The organism is Blastococcus sp. MG754426, assembly GCF_021699055.1.
Classification (GTDB): Bacteria; Actinomycetota; Actinomycetes; order Mycobacteriales; family Geodermatophilaceae; genus Blastococcus.
The window spans coordinates 14,295-39,784 of record NZ_SSXC01000034.1 but is presented as its reverse complement, the minus strand read 5'-3'; the positions used below and the strand labels follow the sequence as shown (position 1 = coordinate 39,784).

Sequence of the window (25,490 nt, the reverse complement as noted above, 5' to 3'; positions counted from 1 at the left end):
GTCATGACGGGCTCCCGGGCCGGGGTGGCGCGGGGGCGAGGAGGGCCGCTCCGGTGCCCACCGCCGTCCCCCCGCCCCGGGAGCCCGTCATGACCGAGCGCCGCCTCGCGCCGCTGACCGCCCTGACCACGCTGGGTCGCCGCCCGCCGCGGCCGGCCCCCGCGCCGGCGCCGAACGGCGCCACGGCTGCCGCCGCTGCGATCGACGGCGCGGCTGCGCGGTCGCGGATCGTGGACAACGCCGTCTACTCCGAGGGCCGCCGCGTGGCGACGCCGGATTCGCCGGCCGAGAGCCGCGAGGAGCTCCTCCACGGGGAGGGGCGGCTGGCCTGGCTGGGGCTGTACCGCCCGGGGCCGAAGGAGCTGGGGGCGCTCGCGGAGCTGTTCGACCTGCCGGAGCTCGCGGTCGAGGACGCGATCAAGGCCCACCAGCGGCCGAAGTTCGAGCGCTACGGCGGCACCCTGTTCGTCGTCCTCAAGGCCGCGCGGTACCTCGACGCGGCGGAGGAGGTCGAATTCGGCGAGCTGCACCTGTTCCTCGGGCCGGACTTCGCGATCACCGTGCGGCACAGCGAGTCGCCCGACCTGTCCCGGGTGCGGCGGCGGCTGGAGAGCGACCCGGAACTGCTCTCCCGCGGGAGCGAGGCGGTGCTCTACGCGACGCTGGACGCCGTCGTCGACGGGTACCGGCCGGTGGTCGATGGGCTGGCCAACGACATCGACGAGATCGAGACGCAGGTGTTCGGCGGCGACCCGGGCGTCTCCCGGCGCATCTACGAGCTCTCGCAGGAGGTGCTGGAGTTCCAGCGGGCCGCCCAGCCGCTCACCGGCATCATCGCCGCGCTCACCGCCGGGTTCGACAAGTACGGCGTCGACGAGGAGCTCCGCGGCTACCTGCGCGACGTCGCCGACCACGTCATCCAGGTCAACGAGCGGGTGGAGGGCTTCCGGCTGCAGCTGCGCGACATCCTGACGGTCAACGCGACCCTGGTGGCGCAGCGGCAGAACGAGGAGATCCGCGAGCTGACCGAGACCTCGATCGCGCAGGGCGAGGAGGTCAAGAAGATCTCCGCCTGGGCCGCCATCCTGTTCGCGCCGAGCCTCGTCGGCGGCGTCTACGGCATGAACTTCGACCACATGCCCGAACTCGACGAGGTGTGGGGGTACCCGTTCGCGCTGCTGCTCATGATCGGCGTCAGCCTGACGCTCTACCTGGTGTTCAAGCGCCGCGACTGGATCTGAGGAGGACGGGCCTCCCGCCCACCCCCGGCGCGGGCGGGTGGCGGCCGGCCGCGGGGGTCCGGGACGGCAGAGCTCCGGCACCCCCTCCTGACCCCCGCGGGACGGATCCCGGTGCTCAGACGACGGGGGTGCCCGACGACGCCGTCAGCTCCCCGTAGGCGGCGGACAGCTGCCGGGTCAGCGGGCCGGGGTCGCCGGTGCCGATGCGCCGCCCGTCGACGGCGAGGACCGGCGTCAGCTCGCCCATCGTGCCGGTCACGAACACCTCGTCGGACGCGTACAGCTGGGTCGTCGAGAAGTCGCCGACCTCGGTGGTCACGCCGGCCGCGGCGGCGAGGTCCAGCACGGTGGCCCGGGTGATGCCCTCGGGGCAGGCGCCGGTCGTCGGTGTGCGGAGGACGCCGTCGGCCGCGAAGAAGACGTGGGTCGCGTTCGTCTCGGCGACGAAGCCGCGGGCGTCGAGCATCAGGGCGTCGTCGGCACCGGCCACGTTCGCCTCGATCTTGGCGAGGATCGAGGTGAGCAGGTTGTTGTGGTGGATCTTCGGGTCGAGCACGTCGGGGGTGGGGCGGCGCACGCTGGAGGTGATCAGCGTGATGCCGCCGGTGTCGTAGACGGGCGGCTTGTGCTCGGCCAGCACGATCAGGGTCGGGCCGCTCCGGTTCAGCCGGGGGTCCATGCCGCTGGTCACCTTCACGCCGCGGGTCAGGGTGAGCCGGATGTGCACGCCGTCGGTCATGCCGTTGGCGGCCAGCGTGCGGCGGATCTGCTCGACGATCGCCGCATCGTCGGGGATCTCCGTGAACGCGAGCGCCTGCGCGGAGCGCCGCAGCCGGGCCAGGTGTTCCTCGAGGGCGAAGATCCGGCCGCGGTAGAGCCGCAGCCCCTCCCAGACCGCGTCCCCGCCCTGCACGACGGAGTCGAACGGGCTCACCCCGGCCTCGTCGCGGTGGGCCAGCCGGCCGCCCACGTTGACCACCAGGTCGCGGTTGCGCTCGTCGAACTGCTGCAGCACGGGTCAGCTCCTCAGCCGGCCGGCGGCCAGGTCGTCGTAGTGGGGGAGGCACTCGGCGGCGAGCCCGGCCAGCGAGCCGGGCAGCTCCACCGGCGTCTCGCGGTACGGGCCGAAGCCGGTGGAGGCCTCCACGCTCGCGTACCAGTGCGGTGCCCACACCCCGTCGGACTCCCGGCGACCGGGCGGCCACGACAGCATCCGCTCGTCGAAGGGCACCTCCAGCGCCGCGCACAGGGCGGTGAGCACGCCGCGCGGGTCGCGCAGCAGGTCGTCGGAGTCCACGACCGGTCCGCCGAAGCGGCGGTGCAGCGCGACCTGCTGGACCAGGCCGAGGTCGGCCAGGGTCGGGTGCTCGCGCACGCGGGCGTAGGAGGCGAGCAGCCGGCGCGGGTCGCGGATCAGGAACGCGTGCCGCAGGCCGGTGAAGGCGTCGAGGTCGACCTCCGGCAGCACGTGGTGGGTCATGTGCTTCTGGTAGGAGATGGTGGCGCCGCCGGGCAGCTCGCCCTCGGTGAGGGTGCGGACGACGGCGCGCCAGTCGGTGGGCTGGCTGGCGACCACCTCGTCGCGGCCGGGGTGATCGAGCCCGGTCGCGGCCAGGTAGTAGCCGTAGAGCGGCTCGTCGACGACGACCGTGTCGGGGCGGTTCTCCCAGGCGCGCATCGTCGCCGTCGACAGCGTGCGCGGACCGGACCACATCGCGATCCGCACCGGCGTCGTCGCCCGGCCGGTCCCCGTCATGCGGGCATCCTGCCTGACCGCCGGCCGGCGGGCAGCCGAACGCCCGGGAACAACGGGCTGGACGGGGCCGTTACCCTGATCGCACAACTACACAGGGGGTGATTGGTCTCGACTTCGGTCGGGTGTCCAGGGGAAGCGAGCCGAGGAAGCCAACGATGAGCTCGTTAACCACGCGTTGGAAACAACACAAGCGCCGACTCCAGTCAGCGCGAGTTCGCCCTCGCTGCCTAAGTAGCGAGGCGACTCTGTCAGCCCGGGTTCGTCATCGGCCCGGATCCTGGCATCAGCTAGATGACTCACCGTGAACGCCGGTCGCGGGCGTTCACGGGACATCTCACAGCGACTGGGCCCGTCACATCGACTCGTCCGTGAGATCGATGGGGTCGAGCAGAGGCAGTAGCGGACTGCGCTCGGAGAAGCCCTGGTCATGCGTCGAAGGACGCGGGTTCGATTCCCGCCACCTCCACCCCTGCGATGTCGTACGACATCCCGGACGCCCGGCCCCACGCCTCGTGGGGCCGGGCGTTCGTCGTTCCGGCGCCGGACCGGTGGCTAGCCGGGGGCCGGACGGGTAAGCACGGCGCTGTGGGACGAGCCTTGCGCAGGTTGCCCGGTCTGGTGGCGGCGGTCGGTGCTGCAGCGGCGGCGGTCGGGCTGCTGTGGCGCCCGTCGGCCGACCCGGTCACGGTGGTCACCCCGCGCGGGCAGTCCGCCCGGCTGGCCGGATCCGGGCTGTACCGCTACGACACGGTCTTCACCGCCACGAACAACACCGCCGTCGACGCCGTCCTCCTGGCGTTCGGCATCCCGCTCGTGGTCCGGGCCTGGCTGGAGCACCGCAAGGCATCCCCGCGCGGGACGCTGCTGCTCGCCGGCTCGCTGGGCTACCTGCTGTACGTCTACGCCAACTACGCCCTGGGTGTGGCCTACAACCCGCTCTACCTGGCCTACGTGACGCTGCTCTCGGGCTCGCTGTTCGGGTTCGTCGCGGCGCTCAGCGAGACCAGCCGGGCCGCCCTGGCCGCCGCTGCCGCGGACCCCGACCTCCCGCACCGCTCCCTGTCCTGGTTCCTGCTGGCCTCGGCGGCGGTGACGGCCGTGGTCTGGTTGCAGCCTCTCGTGACCGCGCTGCTGCAGGGGACCGCGCCCGACCTGCTCGACGTCTACACCACGACGGTCACGTACTCCCTCGACCTGGCCGTCATCACCCCGGCGGCTGCGCTGGCCGGGCTGCTGGTGCGCCGCCGCGAGTCGTTCGGCTACCTGCTGGCGGCACCGCTGCTCGTGACCATCGTGCTGCTGCTGCCGTCGATCTCCCTGGCCACCGCGCTGCAGGTCGCCGCCGGGATCTCCTTCACGCCCGCCCAGGTCGTCGGCCCGATCTCCGGCTTCGCCGTCCTCGGTGCAGTCGGTGGCTGGCTGCTGGCCCGACTGCTCCGCGCGGTCCCCACGAGCCTGCCGGGGCCGGCCCCGGACGTCGCTGTGAGTGACGTCGCAGGTCGTGGAGGGGAAACGCCCGGATCCGGTCCGTAGACTCGCTGCCGCAACCATCCGGAGCGGCTGAGAGACCTGGCTCGTCGACGTCGCAGCAACCCCCCGCATCGGCGGGCGCGGGTGCTACTGCCAGGACCGATGGAGGAACACCATGCGGTACGAGCTGCTCTCGTGGGCCCGCCGGCACGTCGACCTGTGCCGCACCGGCACAGCCCTGTGCCGCTGAGGCCTCCCGCCTCCCGGCGACGCCCGCCCTCGTAGCGGCGGGCCTGCCGCCCCCACCGCCCGGCGCACCGCGGTCCACCACGCCCTCGCCGGCGTCGTCGCCCGCCCGTGCCTGCTCAACCCCCGGAGACCCCATCCCGTGATCGAACTGAAGGACGTCCGCAAGGTCTTCCCCGCCCGCGGGCGGGCCGGCGAGGTCGTCGCCGTCGACGGCGTCAGCCTGTCCGTCGACCGGGGCGAGTTCGCCGGCGTCGTGGGCCCCAGCGGCTCGGGCAAGAGCACGCTGGTGCGCCTGGTCAACCTGCTGGAGCGGCCCACCTCAGGCTCGGTGACCGTCGACGGGCAGGTGCTCACCGAGCTCCCCGACGAGCGGGTCCGGCAGGCGCGGCGGTCCATCGGCATGGTCTTCCAGCACTTCGAGCTGCTCGACTCGCGCACCGCTGCGGGGAACGTGGAGCACCCGCTCGAGCTCGCCGGCGTCGGCCGGGCCGAGCGCCGGCGGCGGGCGGGGGAGCTGCTGGACCTCGTGGGCCTCGCCGACCGCGCGGACGCCCGCCCCGCGCAGCTCTCCGGCGGGCAGCAGCAGCGGGTGGCCATCGCCCGCGCGCTCGCCGCCCGCCCGGACGTGCTGCTCTGCGACGAGGCCACCTCCGCGCTCGACCAGGCCAGCACCACCGGGGTCCTGGAGCTGCTGCGCCGGGTGCGGGACGAGCTGGGGCTGACCGTCCTGCTGATCACCCACGAGATGTCCGTGGTCAAGGCCGTGTGCGACAGCGCCGTCCTGCTGGACCGCGGGCGGGTCGTCGACGGCGGCCGGCTGGCCGACGTGCTGACCCGGCCGGGCTCGCCGCTGGGCGAGGCGCTGCTCCCGGCGCCGGTCGCGGACGCCGGGGCCGGGCACGACGGCGCCCTGCTGCGGGTGACCGTCACCGACCGCACGCCGGAGACCCGCGTCCTGCAGACCCTGATCGGGGAGCTCGGCCTGGCCGTCGAGATCGCCGGCGGGTCGGTGGAGACGGTGGCCGGTGGCCGCTACGGCCGGCTGCTCCTGCGGGTGACCGGCGGAGGAGCGGGGCTGGACGACGCCGTGCACCGGCTGCGGACCGGCGGCGTCCTGGTCGAGCGCGTGGCCGCGACGGCGGAGGTGGCCCGGTGAGCGACTGGAACCGCATCTGGCCGCAGCTGCTGGACGCCACCTGGGAGACGCTGTACATGGTGGGCGTCGCGGCGCTGGTCACCGTGCTGCTCGGCGTCCCGCTGGGCGTGCTGCTCACGGTCACCGCCCCCGGCGGGCTGGCCCCTCGGCCGCTGCTCAACCGCGCGCTGGGCCTGGTCGTCAACCTCGGCCGGGCACTGCCGTTCATCATCCTGCTGGTCCTCGTCGCCCCCGTCACCCGCGGCATCGTCGGGACGACGATCGGCTCCACCGCGGCGATCGTGCCGCTGACCATCGGCGCCGTCCCGTTCCTCGCCCGGCTGGTCGAGACCAGCCTGCGCGAGGTCGCCGCCGGCAAGGTGGAGGCGGCGCTGTCCATGGGCGCCCGCCGGCGCGACGTCGTGCGCACCGTGCTGCTGCCCGAGGCCCGGCCCTCGCTGGTCGCCGGGGTCACGGTCACCGTCGTCGCGCTGATCAGCTACTCGGCCATGGCCGGTGCGGTCGGCGGCGGCGGGCTCGGCGACTTCGCCATCCGCTTCGGCTACCAGCAGTTCCGCACCGACATCACCCTGGCGACCGTCGTCCTCCTGCTGGTCATCGTCCAGGCCCTCCAGTGGGCCGGCGACCGCTGGGCGCGCTCGCTCGCGCACGCCTGACCGACCTCTCCGGCGGCCGCCCGGCCGCCGTCCCACCGCACCACCCGAGGAGAACCACCACCATGCGCACCCGCTTCACCACCGTCCTGGCCGCTTCGGCGATGACGGCCCTGCTCGCCGCCTGCGGCGGCGAGGCCGAGCTGTCGGCGGCCGACGAGCCGCTGCGGGTCGGCGCGTCCCCGGTCCCGCACGCGGAGATCCTGCGCTACATCGACGAGAACCTCGCCGAGGACGCCGGCCTGGACCTGGAGATCGTCGAGTTCACCGACTACGTGCAGCCCAACGTCGCCCTCGACGACGGCTCCCTGGACGCCAACTACTTCCAGACGATCCCGTACCTGGAGGAGCAGGAGGCCAGCGCCGGCTACGACTTCGCGGCGCTCGACCCGGTGCACATCGAGCCGCTCGGCATCTACTCGAACACGCTGACCGACCTCGCCGAGCTGCCCGACGGCGCGACGGTGGCGATCCCGAACGACCCGACCAACGCCGCGCGGGCGCTGCGGCTGCTCGAGGCCAACGGCCTGATCACCCTGGCCGACACCGGCGACGCCGCGCCGACCTCGCTGGACATCGAGGGCAACCCGAGGAACCTCGAGATCTCCGAGGTCGAGGCCGCGCAGGTGCCCCGCTCGCTGGCCGACGTGGACATCGCGGTCATCAACGGCAACTACGCCATCGAGGCCGACCTCGTCCCCGCCGAGGACGCGCTGGCCCTGGAGGAGGGCGAGGGCAACCCCAACGCCAACCTCCTGGTGGTGCGCACCGGCGACGAGGGCGACGAGCGCATCCAGGAGCTGGAGGAGCTGCTGCACTCCGACGAGGTGCGCCAGTTCATCGAGCAGAACTACGAGGGCGCCGTCCTCGCCGCGTTCTGACCGGCGCATCGTGACCACCGGGGCGGGGCGCCCGCACGGACGCCCCGCCCCGTACGCCACCCCGCTCGCATGTGTACGCTCGTTCCTATGAGCTCTCCGCCGGCTGGACGAGCCGGCCCGGTGGGCGCCGACCCAGCGCCGGTCCGCCGTCCGCGCCGGCACGACCCCGGACGGCGCGACCGGCTGGTCGACACCACCCTCGACGTCATCGCCGCGCGCGGGGTCGCGGCGGCCACGCACCGGGCGATCGCCCGCGCCGCCGACGTCCCGCTGGGGTCGCTGACCTACCACTTCGGCTCGCTCGCCGAGCTGCTCGCCGCCGCCTTCACCCGGCACGTCGACGACGTCGCCGCGCGCTTCGACGCGCGCATGGCCGCCGCCCCCGACCGCACCGCGGCGCTGGAGGCGCTGGTCGAGCACCTCACCGGCGACCTGCTGGGCTCGCAGCGGGACCTCGTGCTCGCCGTCGAGCTCTACGTCGCCGCGGCCCGCGACGCCGAGCTGCGCGCGGTCACCCAGGACTGGATGTCACGGAGCCGCCGCAGCCTGGAGCGCCACCTGGACCCGGTCACCGCCCGGGAGGTCGACGCCCTGGTCGAGGGGCTGGTCCTGCACAGCGCGCTGTCCACCGACCCGATGGACGCCGCGCAGATCCGTGCCGCGCTGCTCCGGTTCGCCGGCTGAGGAGGGCTGCCCCGTGTCCACCGCTCCCGCCGCCGTCGAGCCCCCGCGCCTGCGCCGCGCCCGCCGCGCCGTCGCCGCCTGCTTCTTCCTCAACGCCGTCTTCTACGCCGGGCTGGTACCCCGCTTGCCCGCGGTCAAGGCGGAGCTGGAGCTGAGCAGCACCGCGCTGGGCGCCGCCCTGGCCGCCGTGCCGTTGGGCGCCCTGCTCGCCGGGCTGTCGTCGGCCGCGCTCAACCGCCGGTTCGGCTCCGGCCGGGTCGCCACCTACGGCCTGGCGCTGCTCGGTGCGGTCGTGTGGACGGTGTCGGTGGCGCCCAACTGGGCCGCCCTGGCCGCCGCGTTCCTCGTGGTCGGCGCCCTCGACGCCGTCATCGACGTCGCCCAGAACGCGCACGGACTGCGTGTGCAGCGGCTCTACGGCCGCTCGATCATCAACTCGCTGCACGGCGTGTGGAGCATCGGCGCGGTCACCGGCGGGCTGCTCGGCTCAGCCGCGGCGGGGCTGGGCATCCCGTTGCCGGTGCACCTCGGCGTCTCGGCGGTGGTCTTCGGGGCGGCCGCCCTCGTCGTCTCCCGCGGCGTGTTCCCCGGTTCGGACGAGCCGGAGCCGGTGGCCGAGGCGGTGCCGCGGGAACGGCCGCGCCGGCGGGCTGCGCTCCCCGCCCTGGCGGTGCTCGGCCTGCTGGCCGGCTGCGGTGCGCTGATCGAGGACGTCGGCGCCTCGTGGAGCGCGCTCTACCTGCGCACCGAGCTCGCGGCCGGCGCGGCCGTCGCGGGGCTGGGCTTCGTCGCCCTCTCGGCTGCGATGACGGTCGGCCGGCTGACCGGTGACCGCGTGGTCGACCGGTTCGGGGAGCGCCGGGTCGCGCGGGCCGGGGGTGCGCTCGCCGCGGTGGGTCTCGGCGTGGCGCTCGCCTGGCCCTCGGTGCCCAGCACCCTGGTCGGGTTCGCGCTGGCCGGCCTCGGCGTCGCCACCCTCATCCCGGCCGTCTACCACGCCGCAGACGAGCTCCCCGGCCTGCCGCACGGCCAGGGCCTGATGGTGATCAACTGGCTGCTGCGGATCGGCTTCCTGGTCTCCCCGCCGCTGATCGGGGTGGTGGCCGACGCCGCCGGCCTGCGGGTGGCGCTGCTCGGGGTGGTGGTGGCCGGCGTCGGCGCGCTCGTGCTCGGGCGCGCGCTGCCGGGCCGCGCTGCCACCCCGGCGGGTGACGGGCCGGACGGCGGCGGCGCCGCTCGGTGATCATGGTCGCGTGACCCCGATCGGGTGCCCGGCCGTGCCGTCCGCCGGCCGCGCTCGTTGAGCCGCACGTGACCACCGCGGGCGACGACGTGCGCCGCCGGCTGACCGGCATGGCCGAGTGGGCGCCCAGCGGCCGGCTGGCCGTCCCGGTGATCGTGGGCCTGGTCATCGCGGCCAACCTGGTCGGCGTCGGCACCGTGGCGCTGCTGCTGCTCGGCGTGGACGGCGACCGGGGGAGCGTGGGCCGCGCCGAGGTGCTGTGGGCGGCCGCGGGCTACCTCGCGGTCGCCCTGCCGCTGGCCGTGCTCGCCGGGCTGGGGCGGCAACGGGCCACCAACCGCTGGCTGACGGCCGGCCGCGCGCCCACGGTGGCGGAGGCCCGTCAGGCGCTGCGGCTGCCGCTGGACACCGCCCTCGTCGCGGCCGTCGTCTGGCTGCTCGGCGCGGTGCTGGTGGGCGTCGTCGCGGCGGCCGCCTTCCCCGACGCCCGGGTCGGCGCCCGCATCGGCGTCGCCGTGGTGCTGGGCGGGGTGGTCACCGCCGGCGTCACCTACCTGCTGGTGGCCCGGGCAGCCCGCGCCGTCACCGCCCGCGCCCTGGCCGCGCACCCGCCCGCGGGGGTGCTCACCCTGGGGGTGCGCATCCGCCTGCTGCTCACCTGGGGGCTGACCAGCGGGGTGCCGATGGTCGGCGTCGTCCTGCTCTACCTCGACCCGAGCAACCCCGAGGGGCCCGGGCGCACCGCCGTCGTCTTCCTCGTGGTGGTCGCGCTGCTGGTCGGCGCGCTGGCCACCGTGCTCACCGCCCGCGCCGTGGGCCAGCCGCTGCGCGACCTGCGCCGCGCCGTGCAGCAGGTCGGCGCCGGCGACTACGACGTCGACGTCGTGGTGGACGACGCGGGCGAGATCGGCCTGCTGCAGGAGGGCGTCAACTCCATGGCCGCCGGCCTGGCCGAGCGGGAGCGGCTGCGCGACCTGTTCGGCCGGCACGTCGGGACGACGGTGGCCCAGCGGGCGCTGGCGACCGGCGTCTCCCTGGCGGGGGAGGAGCGCGCCGTCGCGGCGCTGTTCGTGGACGTCGCCGGCTCGACCGCACTGGTGCGGCGCACCGGACCGGAGGAGATGGTCGGCCTGCTCAACCGCTTCTTCGAGGTCGTCGTCGACGCCATCGAGGACGAGGGCGGCCTGGTGAACAAGTTCGAGGGCGACGCCGCGCTGTGCGTCTTCGGCGCGCCGGCCGACCACCCGGACCCGGCGGGTGCCGCGCTGCGGGCGGCCCGGCGCATCTGCGACGCCGTCGCCGCCGCCGGTGAGGTCGACGTCGGGGTGGGCGTCGCGTGCGGCCGGGTGTGGGCCGGCCAGGTGGGCGCGGCGAGCCGGCTGGAGTACACGGTGATCGGCGACCCGGTGAACGAGGCCGCGCGGCTCACCGACCTGGCCAAGGAGCACCCGGGCCGCGCCGTCGCCAGCGAGCCGACGGTGCTGGCCGCGGCGGACGACGAGCGGCGGCACTGGACCCGGGACCGCGAGGTGGAGCTCCGCGGCCGCGACGAGCCCACGACCACCTGGGTGCGCGTCCCATAGGTCGTGGCGAGCGGGGCCCGGAGGGTCCCCGAGGCACGGCCTGGGTTCCGCGCAGCGGGTCCTGACGACGGGGGGCTGGAGGCTCCCCAGAGGAAGGACGGGCAGGGCTCAGCGCAGCAGGGGACGGCACCTGGCCGCGGTCGTCGACCCGGAGGGTCGACACGTGTCACTGCGTGGGGAGCTGCATGCCCTTCCCGGGTTCGTGCGCCTTCACGACGACGAGGACGTCCTCGGGCTGCAGGGTGCCGATCAGCGGGTCGTCGAAGCGCAGCGTGCGCCCGCCGCGGGTCACCGACAGCACGATGTCGCGCAGCTGGCGCGGGCTCAGCCCCACCTCGTCGGCGGTCGCCGTCCGCTGGTGCAGGTCCAGGCCCTGGCCACCGGTGACGAGGTCCTCGACGACGGCGACCACGCGCGGGCTGTCGGTGGAGAGGCCCAGCAGCCGGCCGGAGGTCGCCGAGGTGGTGATGACGGTGTCCGCGCCGGACTGCCGCAGGAGGTTGGCGTTCTCCTCCTCGCGGACGCTGGTGGTGATCGGGACGCTCGGGTTGAGCTGGCGCACGGTGAGGGTGATCAGCACCGAGGCGTCGTCCCGGTTGGCCGCCACGATGACCGACCGGGCCCGCTCGACGGCGGCCCGGCGCAGCACCTCGGTGCGCCCGGCGTCGCCGACGATGCCGGTCAGCCCCATGGCGTTGGCCTCGTCGATGGCCCGGGGCTCGGGGTCGACGACGACGATCTTCTCCAGCGGGGTGCCGCTCGCCTGCAGGGAGCGGATGGCGCTGCGGCCCTTGGTGCCGTAGCCGCACACGATGACGTGCTGGCGCACGCGGGACCTCCAGCGGTGGATGCGGAACTCCTCGCGCGAGCGCGCGGTCAGCGCCTCGAGGGTCGTTCCGATGAGGACGATCAGGAACATGATCCGCAGCGGCGTGATCAGCAGGACGTTGGTCAGGCGGGCTCCGGGGGTCACCGGCGTGATGTCGCCGTAGCCGGTGGTGGAGAGGCTGACCGTCGCGTAGTAGGCGGCGTCGAGGATCGAGATCGGGCCGCCCTTGCTGTCCTCGTAGCCGTCGCGGTCCAGGTAGACGATCAGGATCACGATGAAGAGGACGATGGCCGCGATGACGACGCGGCGCCACACCTGGCGGACCGGGGACTGCTCGACGTGGGCGATGCGCACGCCGGTGTGCTCGGTCTCCAGCCCGTTCCGTTGCTCCTCCACGCCGCGGACGATAGTGAGCGGCGAGCACGGATGCGCGCCGCCGCACCCGTTCGGGGTGCGGCGGCGCCCACCCGTCAGCCGCCGACGGCCTCGCGCTCGCGGGCGGCGAGCTCCCGCTTGAGCACCTTGCCGGCCGCCGAGACCGGGATCGCGTCGATGAACCTCACGTCCCGCAGCCGCTTGTACGGGGTCACCTTGCCGTTGACGGCGGCCATGACCGACTCGGCGGTCAGCGCGGCGCCGTCCGCGTCGTCCTTGCGCACCACGTAGGCCACCGGCAGTTCGCCGGCCTCCTCGTCGGGCCGGCCGACGACCGCCGCCCCGGCGACGCCCGGGACGCCGAACAGGATCTCCTCGAGCTCCCGCGGGAACACGTTGTAGCCCTTGTAGAGCAGCATGTCCTTGGTGCGGTCGACGATCGAGAGGTAGCCGTCCTCGTCGAGGATGCCGACGTCGCCGGAGTGGAACCAGCCGTCGGCGTCGATCGACTCGGCGGTGGCCTCGGGGCGGTGCGCGTAGCCGCGCATCACCTGGGGGCCGCGGATGCAGACCTCGCCCCGCTCACCGGCCGGCAGGGGGTCGCCGCCGCCGAGCGGGCGGATGGTGACCTCGGTGTCGAAGATCGGCACGCCCACGGTGCCCGGCTTGCGGGTGCCCGAGCGGAAGGTGGGGTTGCCGGTGGCCATCATGGTCACCTCGGTCAGCCCGTAGCCCTCGCCGATCGTGGCGTTCGGCATGAGCGCCTGCATCTTCTGGATCAGCGAGACCGGGAGCGGAGCCGCGCCGCTGCTGATGCCGCGGACGTGCGACAGGTCGGCCTCGGCGAACCCGGGGACCTGCAGCAGCGCCACGAAGACCGGGGGCGCGCCGCCGATCGAGGTCACCTCGTACCGGACCATGTCCTCGACGTACTTGACCGGGTCGAACCGCATGTGGATGACGGTCATCGTGCCGCCCATGACCATGCCGTTGAGGTAGCCGATGGCCCCCATCGCGTGGAACCACGGCGTCAGGTTGATGATCCGGGCCTCGCCCAGCCGGGTCGGGCACTCGTCGGGGCCGAGCACCTGCTGCAGCGTCACGTCCCCCTCCTCGTCGAGGGCGGGGAGCGCGCCGGCGGTCCAGCAGCCGGACTGCAGGACGTTGGTCACGACCTGGCGGTGCGGCAGCTCCACGCCCTTGCTGACGCCGGTGGTGCCCCCGGTGTAGGCCAGGTGCGCGAGGTCGGTGGCGACGTCGAGGCCGGCGTCGAGGTGCCGGTCGGTCGGCTCGCCGGCCAGCAGGTCGGCGACGTCGACGTCGGTGGGCTCCAGGCCGTCGAGGCGGGCGGCGAAGTCGAGGGTGTGCGCCTCCCCGGTGACGACCACCGTCTCGACCCGGGTCTGCGCGATCGCGCCCCGGACGAAGGGCAGCACCTGGTCCCAGGTGATCAGCACCTTGGCGCCGGCGTCGTTCAGCTGGGCGGCGAGGTCGGCGGCCGGCAGCAGCGGGTTGGTGGGGGAGAAGGTGGCGCCGGCCAGCAGGATCCCGTAGTACAGCGGCGGGTACTGCCGGCAGTTCGGGATGTGGACGGCGACGACGTCGCCCCGACCGACGCCGTGGTCGGCCAGCCAGCCGGCCACCGCGTGCGCCCGGGCGCCCAGCTCGGTGAAGGTGAGCGGCACGTCGTGGTCGACGAACGCCGTCCGGTCGCCCCACCGGCGCACGGCGGCCCGGAGGATGGACCCCACCGGCACGCTCGGGTAGTCCAGGGACCGGGGCAACCCGGGCGGCCAGCTGGCCGTGGTGGGTGCCGGGGCGGACTGCACGGTGGTCATTCGTTTCCTCTCGTCGGGTGACCTGAGCCACAGGGTGGCCCAGCTCACAGGCTGTGTCGAGGGTTCTGTGAGGATGTGGCGCATGAGCGACCAGCGGACCGCCCTCGTGCTCGGCGGCGGGGGGATCACGGGCATCGCGTGGGAGATCGGGGTGCTCGCCGGCCTGGCCGAGGCCGGGGTGGACCTCACCGGGGCGGGTCTGGTCGTCGGCACCTCGGCCGGCTCGGTCGTCGGTGCGCAGCTCACCAGCGGCGCCCCGCTCGAGGAGATGTACGCCCGTCAACTCGAGCCCCCGACGCAGGAGCGGGTCGCGCGGATGACCCGCGGGAACCTCATCCGGTACGGCTGGGCGATGGTGGCCAGCCGCGGCCGCGACGTGGAGTTCCGCCGGCGGATCGGCACCCTCGCGGTCGCCGCCGAGCAGGCCGGGCTGACGCCGAGCGAGCAGGAGCGGCTCGAGGTGATCGGCTCGCGGCTGGTGTCCCGCGAGTGGCCGGAGCGGGAGTTCCTCGTCACCGCGGTGGACGCCGCCACGGGTGAGTTCCGCACCTTCGGCCGGGACTCCGGCGTCCCGATGGTGCACGCGGTCGCCGCCAGCTGCGCGGTCCCCGGCGTCTACCCGCCGGTCACCATCGACGGCCGCCGATACGTCGACGGCGGCATGCGCTCCGCCGCCAACGCCGACCTCGCCCAGGGGTACGACCGGCTGGTCGTGCTGGCGCCCATCCCGCGCGGGGTCGGGCCGCTGGCCAGCGTCGACGCCCAGGTCACCGGCATGGTGTCGCGCGTGGCCGTCGTCGCCCCCGACGAGGCGGCCCGCGCCGCGATCGGCCGCAACGTGCTCGACCCCGCCGCCCGGGCGCCCGCGGCGCGGGCCGGGCGCGCCCAGGCGGCCTCGGTGGTGGCGCGCGTCAGGGAGGCCTGGGCGGGCTGAGCGGGGGCACGGGTGCGCCACCAGGTCGTCACCGGGAGTTGTGCCGGGCGACGCGGCGCGGGCACCTGGCCTCGCTGGGATCAGGCCGCGGAGCCGCCGGCGAGGGTCGCCGTCCGAGCCCGCGGGAGTCCCGATGTCCCGAGCACGCCGCCTGCGTGCCACGGTCGCCGCCGTCGCGGTCGCCGTCCCCCTGTCCTTCGCCGTCCCGGCGGGCAGCACCGCCACCGCCGCCCCGCGGCCCCCGGCTCCCGAGCCCGGCGCGGCGCTCGCCGGCGACCTGCTCGTCGTGGGTCACCGGGGGGCCTCCGGCCATCGCCCGGAGCACACCCTCGCCTCCTACGAGCTCGCCGCGCGGATGGGGGCCGACTACATCGAGCCCGACGTCGTGAGCACCGCGGACGGCGTGCTCGTCGCCCGGCACGAGAACGAGATCTCCGGGACCACCGACGTCGCGAGCCGGCCGGAGTTCGCCGACCGCCGCACGACCAAGGTCATCGACGGCACGCCGTTCACCGGCTGGTTCACCGAGGACTTCACCCTCGCCGAGCTGCGCACCCTCCGGGCGGTCGAGCGGTTGCCCGAGGTCCGCGAGGAGAACACCCTCTACGACGGCCTCTACCAGGTGCCGACCCTCGACGAGGTGCTCGAGCTGCGGGCCCGCCTCTCCCAGGAGCTCCGCCGCGAGATCGGCGTCTACGTCGAGACCAAGCACCCCACCTACTTCGACGGCATCGGCCTCTCCCTCGAGGAGCCGCTGATGGCCGACCTGCAGGAGGCGCGGGTGCACAAGCACACCTCGCCGGTGTTCATCCAGTCCTTCGAGACGGCGAACCTGCGGGAGCTCGAGGAGAAGGGGGTGCGCGTGCCGCTGGTGCAGCTGCTGTCGGGCTCGGGGCAGCCCTACGACTTCACCGCCGCCGGTGACCCGCGCACCTACGCCGACCTCACCACCGCCGAGGGCCTGCAGGAGGTCGCGGAGTACGCCGAGGGCGTGGGCCCGGAGAAGAACCAGGTCATCCCGCGCGACGCCGACGGCACGCTGGGCACCCCGACCACGCTGGTCGACGACGCCCACCGCGCCGGGCTGCTCGTGCACCCGTACACCTTCCGCAACGAGAACGTGTTCCTGCCGCCGGCGCTGCGGGAGAGCGCCGCGGCCGACGACTACGGCCGGGCGATCGAGGAGCACCTCGCCTTCTGGGAGGCCGGCATCGACGGCATGTTCACCGACAACCCCGACACCGGCGTCGTCTCCCGCGACCTGTTCGACGCCGCCCCCTGACCGGTCGGCCTCTGCAGGGGGTCGTGACGTACTCGAACGGCCACCCTGCAGGGGCCCGCGCCGAGCCTGCGAGGCGCGGGGGGCAGGGTGGTCCTTTCTCAGACGACGGGGTCGGCGACCAGCGAGCCGGCCGAGTGCTCCTGCCGCAGCGCGGTCTTGAGCACCTTGCCGCTGGGGTTGCGGGGGAGCGCCCCGACCACCGAGTACTCCCGCGGGTTCTTGTAGCGGGCCAGCCGCTCCCGGCAGAACGCGGCCAGCTCCTCCGCCGTCGGCGGGTCGGCCGCGTCGCGCGGGGCGACGACGGCCAGCGGCGCCTCGCCGTAGCGGGCGTCGGGCACGCCGATCAGGGCGACCTCGAGGACCTTCGGGTGGGCGGCGAGCACGTTCTCCACCTCGGCGCAGTAGATGTTCTCCCCGCCGGAGATGATCATGTCCTTCTTGCGGTCGACGACGTAGAAGTAGCCGTCCTCGTCCTGGCGCACCAGGTCACCGGAGTGAAACCAGCCACCGGCGAACGCCTCGGCGGTCGCCTCCGGCTTGCCCCAGTACTCCTTCATCACCATCGGGCTGCGGTAGACGATCTCGCCCACCTCGCCCTGCGGGACGTCCGCCATCGCGTCGTCGACGACCCGCACCTCGACGTTGAGCATCGGGGTGCCGACGGAGCCGATCTTCCGGACCGAGTCCTCCCCCCGCAGGAGGCAGGTGACCGGGCTGCACTCGGTCTGGCCGAACGCCGTCATGACCTCCGCCTGCGGGAACGTGTCGATGAGCGTGCGCAGCAGGGTCGTCGACGCCGGTGCCGCGCCCCACGAGATGCGGGTCAGGCACGAGAGGTCGCGGTCGGCGATGCCGGGCACGGCGACCACCGCGGCCCACATCGCCGGTACGAGGAACAGGCTGTTGATGCGCTCCCGCTCGACCAGGTCCAGCAGGGCCACCGGGTCGAACCCGCCGGACGGCGTGATCACGTTGGTGCCACCGACGAGCAGCGGTGGCAGCCCGCCGGCCAGGCCGGCGATGTGGAACATCGGGGCGCCGGGTGCGGCGACCCGCTCGGTCGCGAGGTCGACGCCCAGCGTCACCAGCTGGCTGAAGACGTGCATCAGCAGGTTCCGGTGGGTCAGCACCGCGCCCTTGGGCCGGCCGGTCGTGCCGGAGGTGTACATGATGAAGGCCGCCTCGTCCTCGTCGACGACGACGTCGAGCGGCGCGGTCCCCTCCGCCGCCAGCGCCTCCTCGTACTCCGGGCCGATCACCAGCGTCGTCCGGACCGACGGCGCCTGCTCCGCGGCCGCGGCGCCGACCCCGGCCAGGGCGGCGTCCACGACGAGCGCCACCGCGCCGGAGTCGCTGAGGACGTAGGCGACCTCGTCGGCGACCAGGCGGAAGTTGACCGGGACGACGACCGCGCCCAGCCGGACGCCGGCGAGGTAGGCCTCCCACGTCTCCATGCCGTTCAGGGCGAGGACGGCGATCCGGTCGCCGGGTGCGACGCCGCGCTGCCGGAAGGCCCTCGCCAGGCGGGTGACCCGCTCGTCGAGCTCGCGGTAGCTGCGGCCGGCGCCCTGGAACCGGAGCGCGGGCACGTCCGGGCTCGTGCGGGCGTGCCGGGCGAGCTGGTCGCTCATCGTCATGCCGCGGCCCATGAGCTGGGGGACCGGGACGCTCACGGGGGCTCCTCGACGCTCGGCACGGCGGTGACCTGCGTCATGCTGGCGTTCCGGGGAGGGCGGGTCAACCGTGGGCGTCGAGGTCGAGCAGCCGGGCGGCGAGCCGCTTCCAGAGCGCCAGGTGCGGGTCGGTGGCGGCCGGCCGGTCCTCGAACGCGTAGACCAGCGCGACGCCGCGCATGCTGGTGAACAGCAGCTCGCAGAGGTCGGCGTAGGTGGGGGCGCCGGCGATCTCCGGGCCCCAGATGCCGTCGGCCACCGCCGCGATCGCCGCCCGCAGCCGGCGCTCCTCGCCGCGCAGCGCCGCCCGCAGCTCGGGGTCGGTGCGGGCCGCCGTCCAGAGCTCCATCGCCGCCCAGAACGGGGGCTCGTGGAACGTCGCCCACATCAGGTCGACGGCCCGCTCGACGCGTTCGCGCCCGGTGGGCTCGTCCCGCATCAGCGCCGCGGCCCGGCGCCGCACCTCGTCCAGCTGGGTCGTGGACAGGTGCGCGGCGGCGGCCACCAGCAGCTCCGCGCGGGAGGGGAAGTGGTGCAGCAGCCGGCCGCGGGAGACCCCGGCCCGGGCCTGGACGGCGAGCGTGGACGCGCCGGCGAACCCCTCCTCGACCAGGCAGGCGACGGCCGCGTCGAGGATCAGCAGGCGGCTGTCCGCGGTCCGCTCCGACCGCGAGCGGGGCCCGGGAGCGGCGCCGTCGGCGACGGGCTCGGCGCTCATCCGCGGAACAGTAGGCCGAGCCGGCGGTCGCGAACAGTCACCGTTGACCGTTCCGGGTGACGCCTGTCACGCTGCGGCCGACCCCCGCCCACCGACGAGAGGCGTGCCCGTGGACTTCGACGACAGCCCCGACGAGGCGGCCTACCGGGCGCGGGTCCGCGCGCTGCTCGAGGAGCACGCCGGCGAGCTGCTGCACCTCGCACCGGGCCAGGAGGGCGTCGACGCGCGCACGCACGAGGCCGAGATGCGCCGCACCCAGCGGGTGCTCGCCGAGGCGGGCCTGGTCGGCGTCACCTGGCCCCGCGAGTACGGCGGGCAGGGCGGCACGCTGGTGCAGCAGGCGATCGTCGGGCAGGAGCTCGCCCGCGCCCGGGTGCCGGCGCTGATCAACCACATCGGCATCGGCATGTGCGGGCCCACCGTCATCACCCACGGCAGCCAGGCCCAGCGCGACCGCTATCTCGCCCGCCTGCTGCGCGCCGACGACGTCTGGTGCCAGCTGTTCAGCGAGCCCGCCTCCGGCTCGGACCTCGCCGCGCTGCGCACCACCGCCGTCCGCGACGGCGACGACTGGGTGGTCAACGGGCAGAAGGTGTGGACGACGCTGGCGCACGTCTCCGACCACGGCATCCTGCTCACCCGCACCGACCCGGGGAAGCCCAAGCACGCCGGGCTGACCATGTTCGTCGTCGACATGCACGCCCCCGGCGTGACCGTGCGGCCGCTGCGGCAGATGGGCGGGCAGGCCGACTTCAACGAGGTGTTCTTCGACGACGTCCGCATCCCCGACGAGGAGCGGCTGGGCGAGCCCGGTGAGGGCTGGCGGGTCGCGCTGACCACGCTCATGAACGAGCGGGTGGCCATCGGCGGGGCCGGCGGTGCCATCGGGGCCCCGGTCGAGGAGTTCGCCGAGCACGCGCGCGAGCGGCTGCCGCGGCTGGCACCCGAGCGGCAGGTGCTGGCCCGCCAGGCGGTCGGCCGGGCGGTGGTCGCCGCGCTCGCCGCCCGATACACCGGCTACCGGCGGCTGACCGTGCTCAGCCAGGGCGGCATCCCCGGGCCGGAGGCCAGCGCCGGAAAGCTCGCCGGCACCGAGGCCGGCCTGCTCATGGCCGACGCCGGGGTGCGGCTGCTCGGCGACGACGCCGTCTACGCCGCGACGGCCGACGGCGACGACCGCTGGCAGCGCACCCAGTCGTGGCTCCCGGGCATCAGCATCGCCGGCGGCACCGACCAGGTGCTCCGCAACATCCTCGGCGAGCGGGTGCTGGGCCTGCCGCCGGAGCCGCGCAACGACAAGACCGCTCCTTTCTCGGGAGGGACGCGATGAACTTCGACCTCGACGCCGACCAGCGCGACATCGCCGACGGCGCCCGCGACTTCTACCGCGGCAACGCCTCGCCGGCCGCGGCGCGCGCGGGGCTGGAGGGCGGCCGGCTCGAGCCCGGCCGCAAGGCGCTGGCCGACATCGGCTTCCTGGGCATCACGGTGCCCGAGTCCGCCGGTGGCTCGGGCCGCCCGCTGCTGGACCTCGCCGTCGTCGCCGAGCAGGGCGGCGCGGTGCTGGCGGCGCCCTCGCTGGTGACCGCCGCGCGAGCCGCCGTCCTGCTCGCCGACGTCCCCGACCTGGCCGCGCAGCTGGCCGACGGGTCGACGGCGTTCGCCGTGCTCGACGGCGCCGTCGACGCCTCCGCCCCCTCGGTGGACGCCGCCGACGCGACCCTCTTCCTGGGCCTGGACGGCGGGGACCTGGTCGTCGGCGAGGGCGAGGTCGTGCCCGGCCGGCCGATGGACGCCACCCGCGGGCTGGCGTCGGTGCGGCTGACCTCCCGCCGGGTGCTGGCCGCCGGCGCCGGCGAGCTGTGGACCCGGGCCCGGCAGGCGGGCGCGGTCGTCATGGCCGCGGAGGACCTGGGCGGCGCCGAGCGGTGCGTGCAGCTGGGCGTGGCCTACGCGCAGGAGCGGGAGGCCTTCGGCCGCCGCATCGGCTCCTACCAGGCGATCAAGCACATGCTGGTCGACGCGTGGGTCGGCGTGGAGCAGCTGCGCTCGCTGGTCTGGTGGGCGGCGTGGGCGGCCGACAGCAACCCGGCCGAGCTGCCGCTGGCGGCGTCGGCGGCCAAGGCGTGCGCGGCGGCGACCTTCGAGCGGGCGGCGAGCACCCTCATCCAGGTGCACGGCGGCATCGGCTTCACCTGGGAGCACGACGCGCACCCGTACTGGCGGCGGGCCAAGGTCGACCGGCTGCTGCTCGGCGACGAGGCCGAGCACCTCGACGCCGTCGCGCGGCTGGCCGTCACCGGGGCCCTGGGCGCCGGGCGGTGACCGGCGAGCTGACCGAGCTGCGGTACGAGGTGGCCGACGGCATCGCGACCGTCACGCTGCACCGGCCCGACCGGCTCAACGCGTTCACCCTGACGATGGCCGACGAGCTCACCCGCGTGGCCGCGGCCGCCGACGCCGACGACGACGTCCGGGTCGTGGTCGTGACCGGGGCCGGCCGGGCGTTCTGCGCCGGCGCCGACCTCGCCGGCGGGCCCGACACCTTCGGCGACCGGCGCACCCGGGTGCGCCCGCCCGGCCCGCTGAGCGAGGAGATCGGCGGCTTCCCGCGGGACGCCGGGGGAGTGGCCTCGCTGCCGTTCGCCGCGCTGCGCAAGCCGGTGATCGCCGCGGTCAACGGCGCCGCCGTGGGCATCGGCGCCACGATGATCCTGCCGATGGACGTCCGGATCGCCGGGAAGTCGGCCCGGTTCGGGTACGTGTTCGGCCGGGTCGGGATCGTGCCGGAGGCGGCGTCCTCGTGGTTCCTGCCGCGGGTGGTCGGCATCAGCCAGGCCATGGAGTGGGTGGCCACCGGCCGGGTCTTCGACGCCGCCGAGGCGCTGCGCGGCCGGCTGGTCTCCCGCGTGGTGCCCGACGACGAGCTGCTGCCGACGGCCTACGCGCTGGCCCGGGAGATCGCCGACAACACCAGCGCGGTCGCCGTCGGTGCCGCCCGGCAGCTGCTGTGGTCGATGCTGGGTGCGACCTCGCCGTGGGACGCGCACCGTGCGGAGTCCCGGGCGCTGGTCGAGCTGGGGGACGGGCCCGACCCGGCCGAGGGGGTGGCCGCCTTCCTCGAGAAGCGGCCACCGCGCTTCCCGGCGCGGCTGCCGGAGGGGGAGGTCGCCGGGGTCCCGCGCTGGCCGCTGCCCCCGGACGACGTCCGCCCCGGCTGACCCCCGTCCCCGGTCGCGGCGGCCCGCGCGCGGAGAGTGGTTGTCGGCCGGGGCCGGGGCGGGGCAGGCTGGCCCCGTCGCCGACGAGGGGACGCCGATGGGCACACCGATCCTCCTGGCCGTGGACGACGACGTGCCGGTGCTCGCCGCGGTCGAGCGCGACCTGCGCAGCCGCTACCAGCCGCACTACGCGGTGATGACGGCGTCGTCCGGACCGCAGGCGCTGGACCTGCTGCGCCGGCTGAGGTTGCGGGACGACGCCGTGGCGCTGCTGCTGGTGGACCAGCGGATGCCCGAGATGGCCGGGACCGAGCTGCTCGCCGCGAGCCGCCGGCTCTACCCGGACGCGCGCCGGGTCCTGCTCACCGCCTACGCCGACACCGACGCGGCGATCCGCGCCATCAACGACGCCGACGTCCACCACTACCTGCTCAAGCCCTGGGACCCGCCCGAGGAACGGCTCTACCCCTTCCTCGACGACCTGCTGCAGACCTGGCGCCGGCCGCCGCCGGTGGCGAACCTCCGGCTCCTCGGCGACCGCTGGTCACCGGCCAGCCATGCGCTGCGGGCGTTCCTGACCCGCAACCTGGTGCCGTACCGCTGGCTGGACGTGCAGGGCGACCCCCAGGCGCGGGAGCTCCTGGAGCTCGCCGGGCTGGACGGGGGTGCGCTGCCCGCCGTGGTGCTGGACGACGGCGAGGTGCTGGTCCAGCCGGAGCTGCCGCAGCTCGCCTCGCGGATCGGCCTGCGGTCGAGGGCCGAGCGCGCCGCCTACGACCTCGTGGTCGTGGGCGCCGGCCCCGCCGGGCTCGCGGCCGGCGTGTACGGCGCCTCGGAGGGCATGTCGACGCTGGTCACCGAGTGCAACGCCCCCGGTGGCCAGGCCGGCACGACCAGCCGGATCGAGAACTACCTCGGCTTCCCGGTCGGCCTCTCGGGGGCGGACCTGACGCTGCGTGCACGGGAGCAGGCCGTCCGGCTCGGGGCGGAGCTCCTCGTACCCGCCGAGGTCACGGGCCTGCGGCGGGCCGACCCCTACACCGTCGTGCGGCTGGCCGACGGCACGGAGATCAGCGCCTCCGCGCTCGTGGTGGCCACCGGCGTGGAGTACCGGACCCTGGACGTGCCGGGGGCGGCCGGCCTGGCGGGCGCCGGCCTGTACTACGGGGCGGGGCGGCCGGAGGCGCTCGACCACGCGGGCGGCCGGGTGTTCGTCGTGGGCGCGGGCAACTCGGCGGGGCAGGCGGCGGTGTTCCTGTCCCAGTTCGCCGCGTCGGTGACGCTGCTGGTGCGGGGGAGCAGCCTCGGCGCCACGATGTCGGCCTACCTCGTGGACCAGATCGCGGCGCTGGACCGCGTGACGGTCGAGCACGGCACCGAGGTCGCCGGCGTGCTCGGCGGGCGCCGGGTCGAGGGCCTGCGGCTGCGCACCGGCAGCGAGGAGCGCGAGGTGGCGGCCGACGCCCTGTTCGTGTTCATCGGCCAGGCGCCCCGCACCGCCTGGCTCGACGGCGTCGTCCGCCGCGACGAGCGCGGCTTCGTGCTCACCGGCACCGACCTCGGGACCCCTCCGCCGGACTGGCCGCTGGCCGTCCCCCCGCTCCCGCTGGAGACCGCCGTGCCCGGGGTGTTCGCCGCCGGGGACGTCCGGCACGGCTCCATGAAGCGGATCGCGTCCGCCGTGGGCGAGGGGGCGATGTCCGTGCGGTTCGCGCACGAGCACCTGGCACGGGCGTGACGGCCCCGGTGGGGAGCTCCGCCCCGGCCGCCGACGTCGTCGCCGCGCTGCGCCGGTCGGCCCTGTTCGGCCTGCTGCCCGAGCGGGAGGTCACCGAGCTCGCGGCGACGACGGAGCGGTGGGAGCTCCCGCCCGGCGGCGTGCTGGTGGAGGAGGGGTCCCCGCCCGACGCCCTGTTCGTCGTCCTGGAAGGGGAGCTCGAGGTCACCCGGGAGACCGGCGGGGGCCCGGTGCTGCTCAACCTGTGCGGGCCCGGTGAGGTGATCGGCGAGCTCGGCATCGCGCACGGCCGGCCCCGGTCGGCGACCGTCCGCGCCCGCACGCCGGTCGTGGTGGAGCGCCTCGGCGCCGAGGCGCTCGACCGGCTGCTGGCCCACCCCGGGTCCGCGCGGGCGCTGCTGACGGCGACCTCCCGGCGGCTGGACCACGAGCACGGGCTGCTGCGCCACCACGAACGCATGGCCGCCCTGGGGGCCCTGGCCGCGGGTCTGCTGCACGAGCTGAACAACCCCGCCGCCGCGGTGCAGCGGGGGGCCGCGCGGCTGCGCGCGCTGCTCGCCGACGCCGGTGCCGGCAACCCGCTGGCCCCCCTGGCCGGTGCGGTCGCCGTCCCGGAGGACCCGCTGGACCGCGCGGACGCCGAGCAGGAGGTCTCCGCCCGGCTCGCCGGGGCCGGGCTGGCCGACGGCTGGGCCGATGCCGCCGACCTGGTGCGGCTGGGCGTCGACCCCGGGGCCCTGGGGGCAGCGCTCGCCGGGCTGCCCCCCGAGCAGCGCGGACCCGCCGTGCACGACCTGGCCCGCTCGGGGCAGGTCGCCGCGCTGCTCGACGAGATCTCCACCGGCGCCGAGTACCTGTCCCGGATCGTGTCGGGGGTGCGCCCGCTGGCCTACGCCGCCGACCAGTCGCTCACCGACGTCGACGTGCACGCCGGCCTGGACCAGGCCCTGGTGCTGCTCCGGCACAAGGTCCCGCCCGGCGTGCGCGTCGTCCGCGACCTGGACCCGGCCCCCCAGCACGTCCTGGGGTGGCCGGCCGACCTGGCCATGGTGTGGACCAACCTGCTGGACAACGCCCTGGCCGCCGTGGGGGACCGGGGAGAGGTCACCGTCCGCACCCGGGGGGAGCCCGACCGCGTCGTGGTCGACATCGAGGACACCGGCGGGCCGGTGCCGCCGGAGGTGCTCGCGCGGGCGTTCGACGCCTTCTACACGACCAAGCCGATCGGCCAGGGGACCGGGCTGGGCCTGGCGACCTCGCTGGCCGTGGTGCAGCAGCGGCACGGCGGCGAGCTCGGCCTCACCTCGGAGGGCGGGATCACCCGGGCGCGCGTGGTCCTGCCGCGCCGGCGCTAGCGACCGGCGCTCAGCCGCCCATGTTCCGGATCCCCTGGCCGGGGTCGGGCTCGTCCGCGGCGGGGCCCGCACCCAGGAGCGCGTCGCACACCGCCAGGAGCTCGACGACGCCGACCACCTGCTCGCCGTCGCGGACCGGCAGCTCCTGCCGCTGCTCGGCGACCATCCGGCGGGCGGCCTCCTCGACGGGAGTGCCGGCGGTCAGCGGCTCCACCCGCGCCAGGCCCAGCTGGTCGATGCGGGTGCCGGCGGGGTCCAGCCCGTCCGCGACGGCGCGGGTCACGTCCGCGTCGGTGACGACCGCGACCGGTCCCCGCCCCGCCGCCCCGTCGTCCACCACGAGCGCGCCCGCACCCGCACGTGCCATCCGGGAAGCGGCGGCGGTGAGCACCGCGCCGGGTTCCACGGTTCCGGGAACCGACCGCACCAGGCGGCCCACGGTGGGCCGCCCGGGGGTGCCCGGGGTCGTGGCCCGGGGCGACGACGTGCTGGTGGGCATGCTGGTCCTCCTCGGCGAGCCGGACGCAGGGGCGTCCATTGTGGGCCGTGCCGGCGCGGCGTGGGGTGCTCGCCCGCGCGGCCTCCGCCCGGGCGTGCGCGGGGCGGTCCCG

Annotated in this window: 23 protein-coding genes, 1 other RNA gene and 1 riboswitch; of the genes, 17 read left to right on the top strand and 7 right to left on the bottom strand. The window is 75.3% G+C overall.

Features of this window, described 5'->3' with window-relative positions; translation table 11 throughout:
- Window positions 1-89: 89 nt before the first annotated feature.
- A complete protein-coding gene (locus tag E9549_RS12840) occupies window positions 90-1,241 on the top strand; it encodes a magnesium and cobalt transport protein CorA (RefSeq protein WP_236826932.1) in 1,152 nt (383 codons plus the stop codon).
- Between the two features lie 115 nt (window positions 1,242-1,356).
- Here the strand turns inward: E9549_RS12840 and E9549_RS12835 are convergent, their stop codons facing one another.
- Window positions 1,357-2,256 (bottom strand): aminotransferase class IV, encoded by a 900-nt coding sequence (locus E9549_RS12835; RefSeq protein ID WP_236826931.1) that lies wholly within the window; start codon window positions 2,254-2,256, stop codon window positions 1,357-1,359.
- Between the two features lie 3 nt (window positions 2,257-2,259).
- Window positions 2,260-2,997, bottom strand: a complete 738-nt coding sequence (locus E9549_RS12830; protein WP_236826930.1) for a hypothetical protein — start codon at window positions 2,995-2,997, stop codon at window positions 2,260-2,262.
- 94 nt (window positions 2,998-3,091) lie between these two features.
- On the opposite strand from E9549_RS12830, the gene ssrA reads away from it, so the two are divergent.
- The 9 genes from ssrA to E9549_RS24180 all read left to right on the top strand — a co-directional run bounded on the left by ssrA (window position 3,092) and on the right by E9549_RS24180 (window position 10,916).
- Window positions 3,092-3,466, top strand: a transfer-messenger RNA (tmRNA) gene (gene ssrA / locus E9549_RS12825).
- A 137-nt stretch (window positions 3,467-3,603) separates the two neighbouring features.
- Window positions 3,604-4,530, top strand: a complete 927-nt coding sequence (locus tag E9549_RS12820; RefSeq protein WP_236826929.1) for a hypothetical protein — start codon at window positions 3,604-3,606, stop codon at window positions 4,528-4,530.
- 11 nt (window positions 4,531-4,541) lie between these two features.
- A riboswitch (SAM riboswitch) is annotated at window positions 4,542-4,636 on the top strand.
- Between the two features lie 6 nt (window positions 4,637-4,642).
- Window positions 4,643-4,717: a putative leader peptide gene (locus E9549_RS24470; protein WP_374201424.1), complete on the top strand. Its 75-nt coding sequence runs from the start codon at window positions 4,643-4,645 to the stop codon at window positions 4,715-4,717.
- Window positions 4,718-4,855: 138 nt separating this feature from the next.
- Window positions 4,856-5,872: a methionine ABC transporter ATP-binding protein gene (locus E9549_RS12815; protein ID WP_236826928.1), complete on the top strand. Its 1,017-nt coding sequence runs from the start codon at window positions 4,856-4,858 to the stop codon at window positions 5,870-5,872.
- Window positions 5,869-6,528: a methionine ABC transporter permease gene (locus E9549_RS12810; RefSeq protein ID WP_236826927.1), complete on the top strand. Its 660-nt coding sequence runs from the start codon at window positions 5,869-5,871 to the stop codon at window positions 6,526-6,528. The genes E9549_RS12815 and E9549_RS12810 overlap by 4 nt, the downstream gene beginning before the upstream one ends.
- 62 nt (window positions 6,529-6,590) lie before the next feature.
- On the top strand, window positions 6,591-7,406 hold the full coding sequence (locus tag E9549_RS12805; RefSeq protein ID WP_236826926.1) for a MetQ/NlpA family ABC transporter substrate-binding protein: 816 nt from the start codon (window positions 6,591-6,593) through the stop codon (window positions 7,404-7,406).
- 87 nt (window positions 7,407-7,493) lie between these two features.
- The gene (locus E9549_RS12800; RefSeq protein WP_236826925.1) at window positions 7,494-8,090 is read left to right on the top strand and encodes a TetR/AcrR family transcriptional regulator; all 597 of its coding nucleotides are present in this window, start codon (window positions 7,494-7,496) and stop codon (window positions 8,088-8,090) included.
- Between the two features lie 13 nt (window positions 8,091-8,103).
- Window positions 8,104-9,333 (top strand): MFS transporter, encoded by a 1,230-nt coding sequence (locus tag E9549_RS12795; RefSeq protein ID WP_236826924.1) that lies wholly within the window; start codon window positions 8,104-8,106, stop codon window positions 9,331-9,333.
- A gap of 68 nt (window positions 9,334-9,401) precedes the next feature.
- Window positions 9,402-10,916 carry an adenylate/guanylate cyclase domain-containing protein gene (locus tag E9549_RS24180; RefSeq protein WP_236826923.1) on the top strand — a complete coding sequence of 505 codons (1,515 nt, stop codon included), beginning with the start codon at window positions 9,402-9,404 and terminating at the stop codon, window positions 10,914-10,916.
- Window positions 10,917-11,082: 166 nt separating this feature from the next.
- On the opposite strand, the gene E9549_RS12785 is transcribed toward E9549_RS24180, so the two are convergent.
- Complete coding sequence (locus tag E9549_RS12785; RefSeq protein ID WP_236826922.1) at window positions 11,083-12,141, bottom strand: TrkA family potassium uptake protein; 1,059 nt, start codon at window positions 12,139-12,141, stop codon at window positions 11,083-11,085.
- Between the two features lie 74 nt (window positions 12,142-12,215).
- A complete protein-coding gene (locus E9549_RS12780; protein WP_236826921.1) occupies window positions 12,216-13,958 on the bottom strand; it encodes a class I adenylate-forming enzyme family protein in 1,743 nt (580 codons plus the stop codon).
- A gap of 82 nt (window positions 13,959-14,040) precedes the next feature.
- Between E9549_RS12780 and E9549_RS12775 the strand changes: the two genes are divergently transcribed.
- Together E9549_RS12775 and E9549_RS12770 are read left to right on the top strand one after the other, a co-directional pair.
- The gene (locus E9549_RS12775; protein ID WP_236826920.1) at window positions 14,041-14,892 is read left to right on the top strand and encodes a patatin-like phospholipase family protein; all 852 of its coding nucleotides are present in this window, start codon (window positions 14,041-14,043) and stop codon (window positions 14,890-14,892) included.
- 133 nt (window positions 14,893-15,025) lie between these two features.
- Window positions 15,026-16,174, top strand: a complete 1,149-nt coding sequence (locus E9549_RS12770; protein WP_236826919.1) for a glycerophosphodiester phosphodiesterase — start codon at window positions 15,026-15,028, stop codon at window positions 16,172-16,174.
- Window positions 16,175-16,272: 98 nt separating this feature from the next.
- Here the strand turns inward: E9549_RS12770 and E9549_RS12765 are convergent, their stop codons facing one another.
- The gene (locus E9549_RS12765; protein WP_236826918.1) at window positions 16,273-17,847 is read right to left on the bottom strand and encodes a long-chain-fatty-acid--CoA ligase; all 1,575 of its coding nucleotides are present in this window, start codon (window positions 17,845-17,847) and stop codon (window positions 16,273-16,275) included.
- A gap of 64 nt (window positions 17,848-17,911) precedes the next feature.
- Window positions 17,912-18,565 (bottom strand): TetR/AcrR family transcriptional regulator, encoded by a 654-nt coding sequence (locus E9549_RS12760; protein ID WP_236826917.1) that lies wholly within the window; start codon window positions 18,563-18,565, stop codon window positions 17,912-17,914.
- A 103-nt stretch (window positions 18,566-18,668) separates the two neighbouring features.
- On the opposite strand from E9549_RS12760, the gene E9549_RS12755 reads away from it, so the two are divergent.
- From E9549_RS12755 to E9549_RS12735, 5 genes are all read left to right on the top strand, one after another.
- Window positions 18,669-19,895 carry an acyl-CoA dehydrogenase family protein gene (locus E9549_RS12755; RefSeq protein ID WP_236826916.1) on the top strand — a complete coding sequence of 409 codons (1,227 nt, stop codon included), beginning with the start codon at window positions 18,669-18,671 and terminating at the stop codon, window positions 19,893-19,895.
- Window positions 19,892-20,890, top strand: coding sequence for an acyl-CoA dehydrogenase family protein (locus tag E9549_RS12750; RefSeq protein WP_236826915.1), 999 nt, complete (start codon window positions 19,892-19,894; stop codon window positions 20,888-20,890). The genes E9549_RS12755 and E9549_RS12750 overlap by 4 nt, the downstream gene beginning before the upstream one ends.
- The gene (locus E9549_RS12745) at window positions 20,887-21,786 is read left to right on the top strand and encodes an enoyl-CoA hydratase-related protein (RefSeq protein ID WP_236826914.1); all 900 of its coding nucleotides are present in this window, start codon (window positions 20,887-20,889) and stop codon (window positions 21,784-21,786) included. Before E9549_RS12750 ends, E9549_RS12745 begins: the two co-directional genes overlap by 4 nt.
- Before the next feature lie 97 nt (window positions 21,787-21,883).
- Window positions 21,884-23,524, top strand: a complete 1,641-nt coding sequence (locus E9549_RS12740; protein ID WP_236826913.1) for an FAD-dependent oxidoreductase — start codon at window positions 21,884-21,886, stop codon at window positions 23,522-23,524.
- Window positions 23,521-24,879, top strand: a complete 1,359-nt coding sequence (locus tag E9549_RS12735) for an ATP-binding protein (RefSeq protein WP_236826912.1) — start codon at window positions 23,521-23,523, stop codon at window positions 24,877-24,879. The genes E9549_RS12740 and E9549_RS12735 overlap by 4 nt, the downstream gene beginning before the upstream one ends.
- Before the next feature lie 10 nt (window positions 24,880-24,889).
- Here the strand turns inward: E9549_RS12735 and E9549_RS12730 are convergent, their stop codons facing one another.
- A complete protein-coding gene (locus tag E9549_RS12730) occupies window positions 24,890-25,378 on the bottom strand; it encodes a cyclic nucleotide-binding/CBS domain-containing protein (protein WP_236826911.1) in 489 nt (162 codons plus the stop codon).
- Window positions 25,379-25,490 lie beyond the last annotated feature (112 nt).